Below are 13,226 nucleotides of genomic sequence, written 5' to 3'. Positions count from 1 at the left end.
CCACGACGACGTGGGGCCGAGCCGCGATGGCTGGGCCCCACGTCGTGGTCCGTCCGGAACCGGTCGTCAGCGACCGGCCTCGCTCGTCCCGAAGGCCGGAGCCAGCGGGGCGGGGCTGTCCGGGTGGTTCTCCTGGACGACCGGGTTCGCGCTGTCCGGGAAGTGGTCCTGAACGACCGTACGCGTCTTGTCCGGGTGGTTCTCGGCCATCGCCGGGGCCGCCGTGCCCGCGGCGAGGGCGGCCGTAAAGGCTATGGCGAGGACAGCCTTGGTGGAGCGAGTCATGTCAGGACCTCCGTGACGAGCAAAAGGTGGTAATCGCTGGTTCATATCCCAGCCGGTGAAAAATGGTGCAATTGTTCGACGCTCTGTCTTGAAGCGATCGAAGATTGGCGCGACCAGAGGCATTGGCAGCTCGCTGATGCCGGAGACCGGCCGGCGGTGGCTTCCCCTCCGTGCCGCCGTGGCCGGTCCCCGTTCTCCCCGTTCTCCCCGTTCTCCCCGCGTCCCCCGTGGGGTTGTGACCGGGATGTGCTACGCGGTGGTGCTGTCCGGGTGGTTGTCCATGGTGGTCACCGGAGCCGGGCTGTCCGGGTGGTTGTCCGCCGTGACGGCCTTGGCCTTCTTGGTCGTGCTGTCCGGGTGGTTGTCCATGGTGGTCAGCGGCGACGGGCTGTCCGGATGGTTGTCCATCGTGGTGAGGGTCGCGCTGTCCGGGTGGTTGTCGAGCGGCCGGAAGGCGTCAGACGTGGGCTTCTTGTCCTGGCTCAACAGGATCAACTCCATCGGGCTCGGTTCATTGGGGTGCACAACGCCCGTCCGGCGACTCCCCCGTGGGTCGCCGGACGGGCACGCAAGGCCGCTCACCCTAACGAGGCAAGAAGTGGCCTCTTCACCGACCCGTCTGCCCCCCGCGGGGACGGATCGACAGCAATAAGACTGCCGGTCCGTGATAAACGATTGATGAACGTCCTGAACCAGGACCGCTACGCCACTACGGAGGGCTTCAACAGCCCGCGCACCTCGTCCGCGTGGGTCGTGTCGCCCAGCTGTTCGTAGATGGTCAGGGCGTCCTGCCAGCAAGCCCGGGCCCGGTCCGTCTGGCCCATCAGGTCCAGGGCCTGGCCGAGGACCTTGAGCACCGTGCCGCGGCGGAACTCGCCGCCGACGAAGCGCAGCGCGAGGGCCTGTTCGGCGTGCAGGGCCGCTTCCCTCGGCCGGTGGGCGGACAGGTGGACCTCGGCGAGCCGTGCGTGGGTGGAGCCTTCCCACAGCCGCTGCCGGTTCTCGCGGAACAGTTCGAGGGCGCTGGTCAGCTGCTCCAGTGCCTCGGCGTGGCGGTCCGCGCGGTGGAGCGCGATGCCCAGGGCGAACTTGCCGTTCGCCACCCGCAGGGAGAGGCCCAGGCCGCTGTAGATCTCGATGCCCTGGGAGGCGAGGTCGATGGCGCTGTCGGTCAGATTCATCGCGGCGTGCGCCCGGGAGACGTTGCACAGCGCCCCGGCGATCCCGGGGAGGTTGTCATCGGCCTGGAAGGCCGACAGCGCCCGGCGGAAGTGGTCCTCGGCGTCCTGGTAGCGGCCCTGGTACAGCGCGATGATCCCGCGGTCGTTGGGCGCCTCACAGCCGGGGACGGGGTCGTCGTCGGCGAGGTCGATGGCCTGCCGTGCCTCCGCGTCGGCCCGGTCGAACTTGCTGGCCATCCGGTACATGTGGGTCAGCATCATGCGGGCACGGGCTTCCGCGTGGGTGTCCCGCGCGGCGACCGCGGCCTCGCACACGGTGCGGGCGGCGACTTCGTACTGGTACGAGTTGGCGCCCGACTCGCCGACATCCTTCGTGGCCAGCAAGAGATCGGCCGCGCGCCGCAGCGTGTCCCCCGCCGAAGACTGCTGGACGCAGGCCAGCAGGCAGTGCGCCTCGGTGAAGATCCAGTCGAGCGCGGCCGCCGAGTCCTGGAAGTCCAGCCCCGGGTAGCGCGTCGGCTCCAGGTGGTCGACCAGCCGGTCCCCCGGCCGGGCCAGGGCGAAGACGCGGGCCGCGGAGGCCAGGTAGAAGTCCAGCAGCCGCGACAGCGCCGCGTCGCGCTCGGCGGGCGGCATCTCGTCCCGTTCCGCGCAGGCGCGCGCGAAGAGCCGGACGAGGTCGTGGAAGCGGTAGCGGCCGGGGGAGGCGGACTCCAGGAGGCTGGTGTCGACCAGGCCCTCCAGCAGGTCCTCCGCGTCGTCGACGTCCATGTCGAGCACGGCCGCCGCCGCGGCCAGCGAGATGTCCGGGCCGTCGGCCAGGCCCAGCAGCCGGAACGCGCGGGCCTGCTGCGGCTCCAGCTGGCCGTAGCCGAGTTCGAACGTGGCCTTGACCGCGAGGTCACCCGCGCGCAATTCGTCCAGCCGCCGCCGCTCGTCGCCGAGCTTGCCCGCCAGGGCGGACACGGTCCAGGTGCGACGGGAGGCCAGCCGGGAGGCGGCGATACGGATGGCCAGCGGCAGGAAGCCGCAGGCGGCGACGACGTCCATGGCGGCGTCCCGCTCGGAGCCGACCCGCTCCTCGCCGACGATGCGGGTGAACAGGACGAGCGCCTCTTCGGGGCTCATCACATCGAGGTCGACCAGGTGGGCGCTCTCCAGGTCGACCATCCGGTGGCGGCTGGTGATCAGCGCCGCGCAGCCCGGGGTGCCGGGCAGCAGGGGGCGCACCTGGGCGGCGTCGCGGGCGTTGTCCAGCAGCGTCAGGACGCGGCGGCCGTCCAGGAGGGAGCGGAAGAGCGCGGCGCGCTCCTCGACGCCGTCCGGGATGGCGTTGTCGGCGGTGCCCAGGGCGCGCAGGAAGGAGCCCAGCACCGCGCCGGGGTCGGCGACCAGGGGGCCGGAGCCCTGCAGGTCGACGTAGAGCTGCCCGTCCGGGAACTGGTGGCGCGCGGCGTGCGCGACGTGCACGGCCAGGGTGGTCTTGCCGACGCCGCCGATGCCCGCGACCGCTGACACGGCCATGACACGCCCTTCGGCGGTGGCGAGCTGGTCGCTCAGCTCCTTGATGAAGGGGGCCCGCCCGGTGAAGTCCGAGACCGTCGCGGGCAGCTGGGCGGGGCGTACGAAGCTCGCGGCGCCGCCGTTCGGCTCGTCGGCGGCGTGCACGGCGACCGCCAGCTCCGCGTCGGCCTCCAGGATCCGCTGGTGCAGCGCGGACAGTTCGGGGCGCGGGTCCACGCCCAGCTCGTCGGCGAGCAGCCGCCGGGTGTCGGCGTAGACGGCCAGCGCCTCCGCCTGCCGCCCGCTGCGGTACAGCGCCAGCATCAGCAGCTCCCGCAGCCGCTCGCGCAGCGGGTACGAGGCGGTCAGCGCGGTCAGTTCGGAGACCGCCTCGGAGTGGTGGCCCAGCTCCAGGTCCAGGTCGAGCCGGGTCTCGATCAGGGAGCGGTGCCACTCGTCGAGGCGGGTGCGCTGGGTCTCCGCGTACGGGCCCGGCACTCCGGCCAGCGGTTCGCCGTCCCACAGGTCGAGCACCCGGTTGAACAGGTCGCGCGCCCGGGTGCGGTCCCCGGAGTGCTGCGCCTTCTCCGCCTCGGCCGTCAGCTGCTCGGCCACATCGGTGTCCAGGGCGGCCAGGCCGATCCGGATCGCGTAGCCCCCCGACTCGCTCACCAGGATCTCGGAGTCCGGCCCGAACGCCTTGCGCAGCCGCGAGGCGTACGTGCGCAGCGCGGCGATCGCGGCCTCCGGCGGCTCGGTGCCCCACAGGCCGTCGACCAGCTCGGGCGCGGTCGCGGTGCGCCCGCCGCGCAGCAGCAGCGCGGCGAGCAGGGCGCGCTGCTGCGGCGAACCGGTGCTGATCTGCTCGTCGCCCCGCCAGGCCCGGACGGGGCCCAGCACGGTGAAGTACAAGTGCTGTCCCGGCACTCGCTCCCTTTCGCCGTCCATGGTCTCCCCCTCGCCTGTCCTTCCCCGTCGCACGGGCCAGTTTGCCTTGTCAACGCCTCCCGCGTCAGTAGGGCCCCCGCGTCCTCCACAAGCCCGCCATAGTTGTCCGAAGTGCCCATGGTGTGTGGCGCGGTGTATGCGTTGCCACGGTGATAGCGGGGGCGCGGGAGAACGCGCGGCGACGATGCGGGGAAGCCGCGGCGAACCCGCTTCCGACAACAAGGCGAACCTGTCTCGCGATAACTGCCGTTCCCGATAACTGACACTCCGTCAGATCGGCGCTACCGTGAACGGCATGGAGAGCTTCCCGAAGATCATCTCGGTGGACGACCACACGGTTGAGCCCCCTCACGTCTGGCGGGACCGCCTCCCGTCGAAGTACCACGACATCGGTCCGCGCATCGTCCGGGCGCCGGTGAAGGAGATGACCTTCATCGGCGGCAAGTTCGCCCCCAAGATGGGCGCGCCCGGCGACGACGGGCCGATCGCCGACTGGTGGGTGTACGAGGATCTGCACCGCCCGCTGACCCGGCTCGACACCGCCGTCGGCTACGCCCGCGACGAGGTCCGGCTGGAGGCCATCACGTACGAGCAGATGCGGCCCGGCTCCTACGCGGTGCCCGACCGGCTGGCCGACATGGACGTCAACCACGTCCAGTCCGCGCTCTGCTTCCCGACCTTCCCCCGCTTCTGCGGGCAGACCTTCACCGAGGCGTCCGACCACGAGCTGGGGCTGCTCGGGGTGCGCGCGTACAACGACTGGATGGTGGAGGAGTGGTGCGGCCCCGAGGCGCGCGGCCGCCTCATACCGCTGCCCATCATCCCGCTGTGGGACGCTGAGCTGGCCGCCGCCGAGGTGCGGCGCAACGCCGCGCGCGGGGTGCGCGCCGTCTGCTTCTCGGAGATCCCGCCGAACCTCGGGCTCCCCTCCATCCACACCGACGCCTGGGACCCGTTCTTCGCGGCGTGCGACGAGACCGGCACGGTCATCGCCATGCACATCGGCTCGTCGTCCAAGATGCCCTCGACCTCCGCCGACGCGCCCCCGGCGGTCGGTTCCACCATCACCTTCGCCAACTGCTGCTTCTCGATGGTCGACTGGCTGATGAGCGGCACCTTCGAGCGCTTCCCCAACCTCAAGATCATGTACGCGGAGGGCCAGATCGGCTGGATCCCGTACATCCTGGAGCGCGCCGACGTGGTCTGGGAGGAGAACCGGGGCTGGGGCGGCGTCGCCGACAAGGTGCTGCGCCCGCCGTCCGAGCTGTTCGCCGAGCACGTCTACGGCTGCTTCTTCGACGACGCGTTCGGGCTGCGGAACCTCGACGCGATCGGGGTGGGCAACGTCCTGTACGAGACGGACTACCCGCACTCCGACTCGACCTGGCCGAAGTCCCGCGAGGTCGGCGAGGCGCAGATGGGGCACCTGGCGCCGGACGTGGTGGAGCGGATCGTCCGGGGCAACGCGATCGAGCTGCTGGGGCTCACCGCCGAGGGGCTCTGGCCCGGACCGGGAGCCTGAGCCCCGGGTCGCCACGGGGCGGGCGGTTCACTCAGGACCAAGGAAGAGGCCACTGTCGGTCAATGACACCCGCGCGGCGCTACGGCACGCTGGAGGCACGGCGTCCCGCTCTGTCGGGGGGAGTGCGGGCCAGCTGCTGGCCCGCGGACGCTGTCCGTGTGTGCCGGACGTCACGGGGGTGCGTCCGGTACACGGGACCTAGGGGGTGTCTTTCGGATCAGGTCGGGAGCCCGGCATGATCCGGAAGGCACCCCCTGAGCGCCAGCTGCCGGTAGTCGCTCGGCGGCATGCCGTACGCGGCGCGGAAGGCGCGGCTGAAGACGGCGGCGTGGGCGAAGCCCTGGCGGGCGGCGATCTCGTGGAGCGGGGCGGTGGCCAGCCCGGGGTCGGCGAGGTCCCGCCGGGCGCGGTCCAGACGCTGCTGCCGGATCCACCGGGAGACGGTGGTGTCCTGGGCGCGGAAGATCCGGTGCAGATAGCTGACGGAGATGTGGTGCGCGGCGGCGACGTCGGCCGGGGTCAGCTCCGGGTCGTGCAGATTCCGCTGGATGAAGTTCTGCACCCGCAGGATCAGGGTGTGCCGGTGGGTCTCGGGCGCCAGGGCGCTCTCGGCCTCGATGGCGTGGGCGAGCAGGCTGGCCGCGAGGTCGATCAGCGCGGTCCCCAGGCGCGGTCCGTCGGAGGGGCGGTACGTGCTGTTGTCCGAGGCCAGCCGGGTGAGGAAGCCGCCCAGCAGGGCGCCGATCCCCTCGTGTCCGGGGATGGGGCGGGCGAGCAGCGGGTCGATCCGGTCGCCGGGGAGGGGGATCAGCGCCTTCGGTATCTCCAGGCCCACCCCGATGGGGGCGTCGCCGTACGCCACGCATTCGTAGGGGCGTGAGGTGTCGACGACGTACAGGCCGTTCTGGCCGTACGCGGTCTCCTGGCGGGCTTGGGAGACCTGGAGGTTCCCCCGCTGGAGGAACGAGAAGTGGTACAGCTCGGGATCCGACTGCCGGATCAGCTTCGGCGTCCGCCGGAAGCGCATCGGGTGGAACTTCGTGGGCCACACATGGGCGGCGCCGAGTTCCAGGACGCGTGCCTCGCCCTGGAAGTCGCGGGTGTGGTCACTGCTCATCTCCATGGGCGCGATGAGGTTCGTCATCTGCTCGCGCCAGTAGTCGAACCGGTCCGCCTTGGGGAGGTCGTCGCACCGGAACACTGTCTCGATCATTTTTGCCCTCATGCGGGGAAGGACGCGCGCGGCCCTCGGTGGCCTTGGGGGGAGGCCTGGGGTTCGCGTCAGTCGTACGATAACACCGGCCTTGTCTGATGGACCGTCAGGTATGACGATGGCGGTCCACCGAGGTCCATACGTGGGCCGCGGTGGCCCACAGCGGTCCACCGCGGTCCACCGACAAGGAGGCCCGGCATGCGCGTCCTGCCCCGGGGCCGGTTGAGCTACGGCATGCAGCTGCCCATCCAGTCACAGAGCACCCTCTACGCCGAACCGTGGGAGGAGGCCGCCGGTCCGGCCGACCTCGTGGCCATCGCCCGCGCCGCCGACCGGTCCGGCTTCGCCTACGTCGCCGTCTGCGACCACGTCGCGATCCCCAGGCGGCTGGCCGACGCCATGGGCACCGTCTGGTACGACCCGGTCGCCACCCTCGGCTATCTGGCCGCCGCCACCGAGCGGGTGCGGCTGCTCAGCCATGTCGCCGTCGCCGCGCTCCGGCACCCCCTGCTCACCGCCAAGCAGTACGCGACGCTCGACCACCTCTCCGGCGGGCGGCTGATCCTCGGGGTCGGCGCCGGGCACGTACGCGAGGAGTTCGACGCGCTCGGCGTCGACTTCGACGCGCGCGGGCCGCTGCTCGACGAGACGGTCGACGCGTTGAAGGCGGCGCTGGGGCCGGAGGAGTACGCCGACTTCCACGGTGAGTACTTCGCGTATCGAGACCTCGGCCAGGCCCCGCGCCCCGCCCAGACACCGCGTCCCCCGCTGTGGGTGGGCGGCTCGTCGCCCGCCGCGCTGCGCCGGGCGGCGGTGCGCGGCGACGGCTGGCTGCCGCAGGGCGATCCGCGCGACCGGCTCCCCGCCCAGATCGCCCGGCTGCGCGCGCTGCGCGAGGCGGCGGGCGTCGAGGAGCCCGCCGAGATCGGCGCCATCGCCGAGCCGCTGTACGTGGGCGACCCGTCCTGGCGCGTGGGGCGGCGCACGCTCACCGGGCGGCCGGAGCGACTGGCCGAGTCGCTGCGCGCGTACGCGGCCATGGGCGTGGACCAGATCCAGGTGCGGTTCCGCAGCCGCAGCCGCGCCGAACTGACCGACCAGATGGCCGCCTTCGCGACCGGTGTCGCTCCCCATCTCAACCCTTGACCCGAACCGTTGACCCGAACCCTTGACTCCAACCCTTGAGGAGATCGCCATGGGCAAGCTGGACGGACGCGTCGTGATCGTCACGGGCGCGGCGCGCGGGCAGGGCGAGCAGGAGGCGCGGCTGTTCGCCGCCGAGGGCGCGAAGGTGGTGCTCGCGGACGTCCTCGACGACCAGGGCGCGGCCGTCGCCAAGGAGCTGGGGGAGGAGTCCGCCGCGTACGTCCATCTGGACGTGAGCCGCGAGGACGACTGGGCGGCCGCCGTGGCGTTCGCGAAAGAGACCTTCGGCACGGTGGACGGGCTGGTCAACAACGCGGGCATCCTCCGCTTCAACGAGCTGACCAGCACGCCGCTGGAGGAGTACCTGACCGTCGTCCAGGTCAACCAGGTAGGCGCGTTCCTCGGTATGCGCGCGGTCGCGCCCGAGCTGGCGGCGGCGGGCGGCGGCACGATCGTCAACACCGCCTCGTACGTCGCCCTCTCCGGTATGGCCCTGCTGACGTCGTACGCCGCCACCAAGGCGGCCATCGTCGGGATGACCCGGGTGGCCGCGATGGAGCTGGCGGGCAAGGGGATCCGGGTCAACGCGGTGTGCCCCGGCGCGGTCGACACCCCCATGAGCAACCCCGCCCGGCTCGACCCGGCGGCGGAGGCGACGGACGTCGCCGAGGCGTCGGACGCGGTGAACGGCCTCTACCGCAAGCTGATCCCGATGGGCCGCATCGGCCGCCCCGAGGAGGTCGCCCGGCTGGCGCTCTTCCTCACCTCGGACGACTCGTCGTACATCACCGGCCAGCCGATCGTCGCCGACGGCGGCTGGCTGAGCGGTGTCTCGGTCTTCTGAGCCGTCCTTCTGAAGCGTCCTTCTGAGGCGTCTGTCTGAAGCCTGGCCCTTGACGGTCCACCCTCCCGGTGCCATGGTTCGGAATCGAATCTGACGGTACGTCAGATTGTTGTGACTGGAGGCGGTGACCCCCTTGGAATTCGGACTGTTCGTACAGGGATACGTGCCGGAGCGCCGACGCCGCACCGACCCCGAGGCCGAGCACCACGCCCTCATCGAGGAGACCGAGTACGTCATCCAGGCCGACCGGTCCGGCTTCAAATACGCGTGGGCCTCCGAGCACCACTTCCTGGAGGAGTACTCCCACCTCTCCGCGAACGACGTCTTCCTCGGCTACCTCGCCCACGCCACCGAGCGCATCCACCTCGGCTCCGGCATCTTCAACCCCCTCCCGCAGGTCAACCACCCCGTCAAGGTCGCCGAGAAGGTGGCCATGCTCGACCACCTCTCCGGCGGCCGGTTCGAGTTCGGGTCGGGGCGCGGGGCGGGCAGCCACGAGATCCTGGGGTTCATCCCGGGCGTCACCGACATGAACCACACCAAGGAGATCTGGGAAGAGACCATCGGCGAGTTCGCCAAGATGTGGCTCCAGGACGAGTACCCGGGCTTCCAGGGCAAGCACTGGTCGCTCCCGCCCCGCAAGGTGCTGCCCAAGCCGTACGGCACCGGCCACCCGGCCATGTGGTACGCGGCCGGGTCCCCGTCCTCGTACGCGATGGCGGGCCGCAAGGGCCTCGGCGTCCTCGGCTTCTCCGTCCAGAAGGTCTCCGACATGGAGTGGGTCCTCGACTCCTACAAGAACGCCGTCAAGGACGCCGAACCGGTCGGTGGCTTCGTCAACGACAACGTCATGGTGACCTCGACCGCGATCTGCGCCGAGACCCACGCCAAGGCGGTCGAGATCGCGCTCGGCGGCGGCCTCAACTACCTCCAGTCGCTCCTCTTCCGCTACCACGACACGTTCCCGCGCCCGGACGGCATCCCGGAGTGGCCCGAACTCCTCCCCGACTACACCGAGGAGATCATCGAGCTGCTCATCGCCGAGGAGCTGATGATCTGCGGCGACCCGGACGAGGTCTTCCAGCAGTGCAAGCGGTGGGAACAGGCCGGGGCCGATCAGCTCTCCTTCGGACTGCCGATCGGCATCGGCTACGAGGACACCCTGAACACCATCAAGCTCATCGGCGAGCACGTCATCCCGAAGATCGACACCGATCCGGTGCACCGCACGACCCGCTTCCGCCGGACAGCGAACAGCTGACGGATGGCAGCTGACAGATCTCAGCTGACAGGTGGCAGCGATCAGGTGACGGATAGCAGCTGACAGGTGGCAGCGAACAGCTGACAGATATCAGTTGTTGTCAGACAGATAACGGCAGGCGTCAGAAGGGACCCCACCCGTGCTCGACCACCTCATCAAGGGCGCGACCGTCGTGGACGGCACGGGCGCTCCCTCGTACATCGCCGACGTCGGCCTGCGGGACGGACGGATCGCGGCCATCGCCGAGCCGGGGTCCGTCACCGAACCGGCCCGCACCAGCGAGGACGCCACCGGTCTCGTCCTGGCCCCCGGCTTCGTCGACCCGCACACCCACTACGACGCGCAGCTCTTCTGGGACCCGTACGCCACCCCCTCCATGAACCACGGCGTCACCACCATCGCGGGCGGCAACTGCGGCTTCACCCTCGCCCCGCTCAACCCCGAGCGCCCCGCCGACGCCGACTACACGCGGCGCATGATGAGCCGGGTCGAGGGCATGTCGCTCGTCGCCCTGGAGGAGGGCGCGCCCTGGAATTGGCACAGCTTCGGCGAATACCTCGACGCCCTGGAGGGGCGCATCGCCGTCAACGCGGGCTTCATGGTGGGGCACTGCGCGCTGCGCCGCCACGTCATGGGCCCCAACGCGATCGGCGGCCGCCCCACCCCCGCCCAGCTGGAGCGGATGGTGCGGCTGCTGCGCGAGGCGATGGACGCGGGGGCGTGGGGGCTGTCCACCACCCAGTCCTCCACCCACGCCGACGGGGACGGGCAGCCGGTCGCCTCCCGGCACGCGGGGCCCGACGAACTCCTCGCCCTCTGCCGGGCCGTCGGCGAGCACGAGGGCACCCAGATCGAGGCCATCGTGGCGGGCTGCCTCGACCGGTTCGCGGACGAGGAGATCGACCTGCTGGTGGAGATGAGCGCCGCCGCCGGACGCCCCCTCAACTGGAACGTCCTGACCATCGACGCCGCCGTCCCGGAGCGCGTCCCGCGTCAGCTGGAGGCCAGCGAACGAGCCCGTAAGGCGGGCGCCCGCATCGTCGCCCTCACCATGCCGATCCTCACCCCCATGAACATGTCGCTCGGCACCTTCTGCGCGCTCAACCTCATCCCCGGCTGGGGCGACATCCTGGGCCTGCCCATCCCGGAGCGCATCGCCAAGCTCCGCGACGGCGCCGTACGGTCGGAGATGCTGCGCCGCGCGACCAGCCCCGAGGCCGGGGTCTTCCGCCGCCTCGCCGACTTCGAGCGGTACGTCATCGGCGATACGTACAGCGAGGCCAACGCCGGGCTCACCGGCCGCGTCGTCCGCGACATCGCCGCCGAGCGCGGACAGGACGCCTTCCACACCCTGGTGGAGATCTGCGCGGCGGACGAGATGCGTACGGTCCTGTGGCCGATGCCGACCGACAACGACCCGGCCAGCTGGGAGCTGCGGCGGCAGACCTGGGCGCACGAGGACGTCATGCTGGGCGGCTCCGACGCGGGCGCCCATCTGGACCGCATGTGCGGCGCCCCGTACACCACGCGCTTCCTCGGCGACTGTCTGCGCGGCCGGAAGCTGCTCCCCCTGGAGCGGGCCGTCCGGATGCTCACCGATGACCCGGCCCGGCTGTTCGGGCTGCGCGACCGGGGCCGTATCACCGAGGGCTACCACGCCGACCTCGTCCTCTTCGACCCCGAACGGATCGACGCGGGTCAGGCGAAGCTCGTCCACGACCTCCCCGGCGACAGCCCCCGCCTGGACTCCCGGGCGACGGGCATGGTGAGCGTCCGGGTCGGCGGCGTCGAGACGATCCGCGACGACGAGATCACCGGCGCGATCCCGGGCCGGGTGCTGCGCTCGGGCCGCGACACCCGCAGTGTGTCGACGCGTGGCTGAACCGGTGCGGCGCGCCGCCCTGGTCACGGGCGCCTCGCGCGGCATCGGCCTGGCCGTGGCGGCGGCGCTGGCGGCGGACGGGGTGGCGGTGTGCCTGACGGCACGGGACGCGGACGGCCTCACCGAGGCCGTCCGCGCCCTGGGCCCGCACGCGATCGCCTGCCAGGGGGACGTGGCGGACGCGACGCACATCGAGGCGGCCGTGCGGCGCACGGTCGCCGCCTTCGGCCGCCTCGACATCCTCGTCAACAACGCCGCCACCAACGCCCCGCTGGGGCCGCTGATCGACGCCGACCCGCTCGCCTGGCGCCGGGCCTTCACGGTCAACGTGGAGGCCCCGCTGCGGCTGACCCAGGCCGCCTGGCGCGCCTGGATGCGTGACCACGGCGGTGCGGTGGTCAACATCTGCACCGAGGGCACCCACGGCGTGGGCCCGGGCATCGGTGCCTACGGCGCCAGCAAGACCGCCCTGCTGCGCCTCACCCGCCAGCTCGCCGCCGAACTCGCCCCGTCCGTCCGCGTCAACGCGGTCTCCCCGGGGCTGATCCGTACCGAGATGGCCCGCTTCGTCTGGGAGCCCGACGAACCGTCCATCGCCGCCACCCTCCCGCTGGCCCGCATCGGCGAACCGGAGGACGTGGCCCGCGCGGTGCGCTGGCTGGTCTCCGACGAGGCGTCCTGGATCACCGGCACGGATCTGGTGGTGGACGGCGGCCGCCGCGTCCGGGCGGCCTACCGCCCGCCCGGTGCTACCAGATGATGGCGTCCTCGAGGTTCTGCTGCCAGTAGGTGACCTTGATGGAGTCGTCGATCCAGACGCCCTTGGCGGGCAGCGCCGGGCGGGCCGCAGTGGTGTCCTCGTCGGCGGTGCGGCCCTGGAACCAGACGTTGAGGGACTTCTCGGTGTGGCCGTTCGAACCGCTGCCGTCGGCGGCCGACAGGTTCACCGAGGCGTAGCCGGACTCCTTCGGCGCGAGCGTGACGACGGCCTGCGGCTTCGACTCCTCGATGACCGGCGGCACCGACTGGGCCTCGCCGAACTGGACGGCCGGGTACTGGTACAGGTTGCAGGGGACCTTGCCGGTGTTGGTGACCGTCAGCAGCATGTGGTTGATGGGGCGGTTCAGGAGCGTCGCGACCGTCTTGGTGTTGGAGCCCTGGCAGGTGACGGTTGCCTTGGCCTTCGCCGCCCCCGCGGCCCGCGCGCCCTCGGCGTGGGCCATCGCTCCGCTGCCGAACGCGGCCAGGGAGAACGCGGCGACCGCGACGGACGCGGCGGCGGTCCGGACACGGGTGCGGGAGTTGCGGATGCTCGACATATGGGTGAGCCCTTTCGGCGGTGCGGTGCGTGTGGTGCTTGGATGACCGGAGCTTGTGGGGTGATCCGTCCCAGCCGCAACGAAATCCGGGCAGTTGGGGACAGTGGAACGCGAAAACGGGC

11 protein-coding genes are annotated in these 13,226 nt (G+C 71.4%); 6 read left to right on the top strand and 5 right to left on the bottom strand.

Annotated features, from left to right (window positions below):
- Positions 1-66: 66 nt before the first annotated feature.
- From ACWC5C_RS12625 to ACWC5C_RS12615, 3 genes are all read right to left on the bottom strand, one after another.
- Positions 67-285, bottom strand: coding sequence for a hypothetical protein (locus ACWC5C_RS12625; RefSeq protein ID WP_450875425.1), 219 nt, complete (start codon positions 283-285; stop codon positions 67-69).
- A 249-nt stretch (positions 286-534) separates the two neighbouring features.
- Positions 535-786: a hypothetical protein gene (locus tag ACWC5C_RS12620; protein ID WP_385443633.1), complete on the bottom strand. Its 252-nt coding sequence runs from the start codon at positions 784-786 to the stop codon at positions 535-537.
- 200 nt (positions 787-986) lie between these two features.
- A complete protein-coding gene (locus tag ACWC5C_RS12615) occupies positions 987-3,917 on the bottom strand; it encodes a BTAD domain-containing putative transcriptional regulator (RefSeq protein WP_450875424.1) in 2,931 nt (976 codons plus the stop codon).
- 295 nt (positions 3,918-4,212) lie between these two features.
- Here ACWC5C_RS12615 and ACWC5C_RS12610 point away from each other — a divergent pair, with 295 nt between their 5' ends.
- Positions 4,213-5,439 carry an amidohydrolase family protein gene (locus tag ACWC5C_RS12610; protein WP_450875423.1) on the top strand — a complete coding sequence of 409 codons (1,227 nt, stop codon included), beginning with the start codon at positions 4,213-4,215 and terminating at the stop codon, positions 5,437-5,439.
- 217 nt (positions 5,440-5,656) lie between these two features.
- Here ACWC5C_RS12610 and ACWC5C_RS12605 read toward each other — a convergent pair whose 3' ends face one another.
- Positions 5,657-6,652: a helix-turn-helix domain-containing protein gene (locus ACWC5C_RS12605; protein WP_450875422.1), complete on the bottom strand. Its 996-nt coding sequence runs from the start codon at positions 6,650-6,652 to the stop codon at positions 5,657-5,659.
- 198 nt (positions 6,653-6,850) lie between these two features.
- Here ACWC5C_RS12605 and ACWC5C_RS12600 point away from each other — a divergent pair, with 198 nt between their 5' ends.
- The 5 genes from ACWC5C_RS12600 (at position 6,851) to ACWC5C_RS12580 (ending at position 12,545) form a co-directional block, all read left to right on the top strand.
- Complete coding sequence (locus tag ACWC5C_RS12600; protein ID WP_450875421.1) at positions 6,851-7,798, top strand: LLM class F420-dependent oxidoreductase; 948 nt, start codon at positions 6,851-6,853, stop codon at positions 7,796-7,798.
- A 49-nt stretch (positions 7,799-7,847) separates the two neighbouring features.
- On the top strand, positions 7,848-8,642 hold the full coding sequence (locus tag ACWC5C_RS12595; RefSeq protein ID WP_450875420.1) for an SDR family NAD(P)-dependent oxidoreductase: 795 nt from the start codon (positions 7,848-7,850) through the stop codon (positions 8,640-8,642).
- Between the two features lie 133 nt (positions 8,643-8,775).
- Entirely contained in the window at positions 8,776-9,903 is a 1,128-nt protein-coding gene (locus ACWC5C_RS12590) for an LLM class flavin-dependent oxidoreductase (RefSeq protein ID WP_385443623.1), read from the top strand.
- A gap of 139 nt (positions 9,904-10,042) precedes the next feature.
- Positions 10,043-11,785 carry an N-acyl-D-amino-acid deacylase family protein gene (locus ACWC5C_RS12585; protein WP_450875419.1) on the top strand — a complete coding sequence of 581 codons (1,743 nt, stop codon included), beginning with the start codon at positions 10,043-10,045 and terminating at the stop codon, positions 11,783-11,785.
- Positions 11,778-12,545: an SDR family oxidoreductase gene (locus tag ACWC5C_RS12580; RefSeq protein ID WP_450875418.1), complete on the top strand. Its 768-nt coding sequence runs from the start codon at positions 11,778-11,780 to the stop codon at positions 12,543-12,545. The genes ACWC5C_RS12585 and ACWC5C_RS12580 overlap by 8 nt, the downstream gene beginning before the upstream one ends.
- Here ACWC5C_RS12580 and ACWC5C_RS12575 read toward each other — a convergent pair.
- On the bottom strand, positions 12,535-13,104 hold the full coding sequence (locus tag ACWC5C_RS12575; RefSeq protein ID WP_450875417.1) for a DUF4232 domain-containing protein: 570 nt from the start codon (positions 13,102-13,104) through the stop codon (positions 12,535-12,537). The two genes, ACWC5C_RS12580 and ACWC5C_RS12575, sit on opposite strands and share 11 nt — an antisense overlap.
- Positions 13,105-13,226 lie beyond the last annotated feature (122 nt).

It is taken from the genome of Streptomyces sp. NPDC001700 (assembly GCF_053596435.1).
The sequence above is the reverse complement of the archived record's forward strand: the minus strand, read 5'-3'. Positions and strand labels throughout refer to the sequence as shown.

What these genes read in the sequence shown, in the direction of transcription:
- ACWC5C_RS12575 (WP_450875417.1), bottom strand. Translation starts at nt 13,104, where the DNA reads ATGTCGAGCATCCGCAACTCCCGCACCCGTGTCCGGACCGCCGCCGCG.
- ACWC5C_RS12605 (WP_450875422.1), bottom strand. Translation starts at nt 6,652, where the DNA reads ATGATCGAGACAGTGTTCCGGTGCGACGACCTCCCCAAGGCGGACCGG.
- ACWC5C_RS12600 (WP_450875421.1), top strand. Translation starts at nt 6,851, where the DNA reads ATGCGCGTCCTGCCCCGGGGCCGGTTGAGCTACGGCATGCAGCTGCCC.
- ACWC5C_RS12610 (WP_450875423.1), top strand. Translation starts at nt 4,213, where the DNA reads ATGGAGAGCTTCCCGAAGATCATCTCGGTGGACGACCACACGGTTGAG.
- ACWC5C_RS12625 (WP_450875425.1), bottom strand. Translation starts at nt 285, where the DNA reads ATGACTCGCTCCACCAAGGCTGTCCTCGCCATAGCCTTTACGGCCGCC.
- ACWC5C_RS12615 (WP_450875424.1), bottom strand. Translation starts at nt 3,917, where the DNA reads ATGGACGGCGAAAGGGAGCGAGTGCCGGGACAGCACTTGTACTTCACC.
- ACWC5C_RS12595 (WP_450875420.1), top strand. Translation starts at nt 7,848, where the DNA reads ATGGGCAAGCTGGACGGACGCGTCGTGATCGTCACGGGCGCGGCGCGC.
- ACWC5C_RS12620 (WP_385443633.1), bottom strand. Translation starts at nt 786, where the DNA reads ATGGAGTTGATCCTGTTGAGCCAGGACAAGAAGCCCACGTCTGACGCC.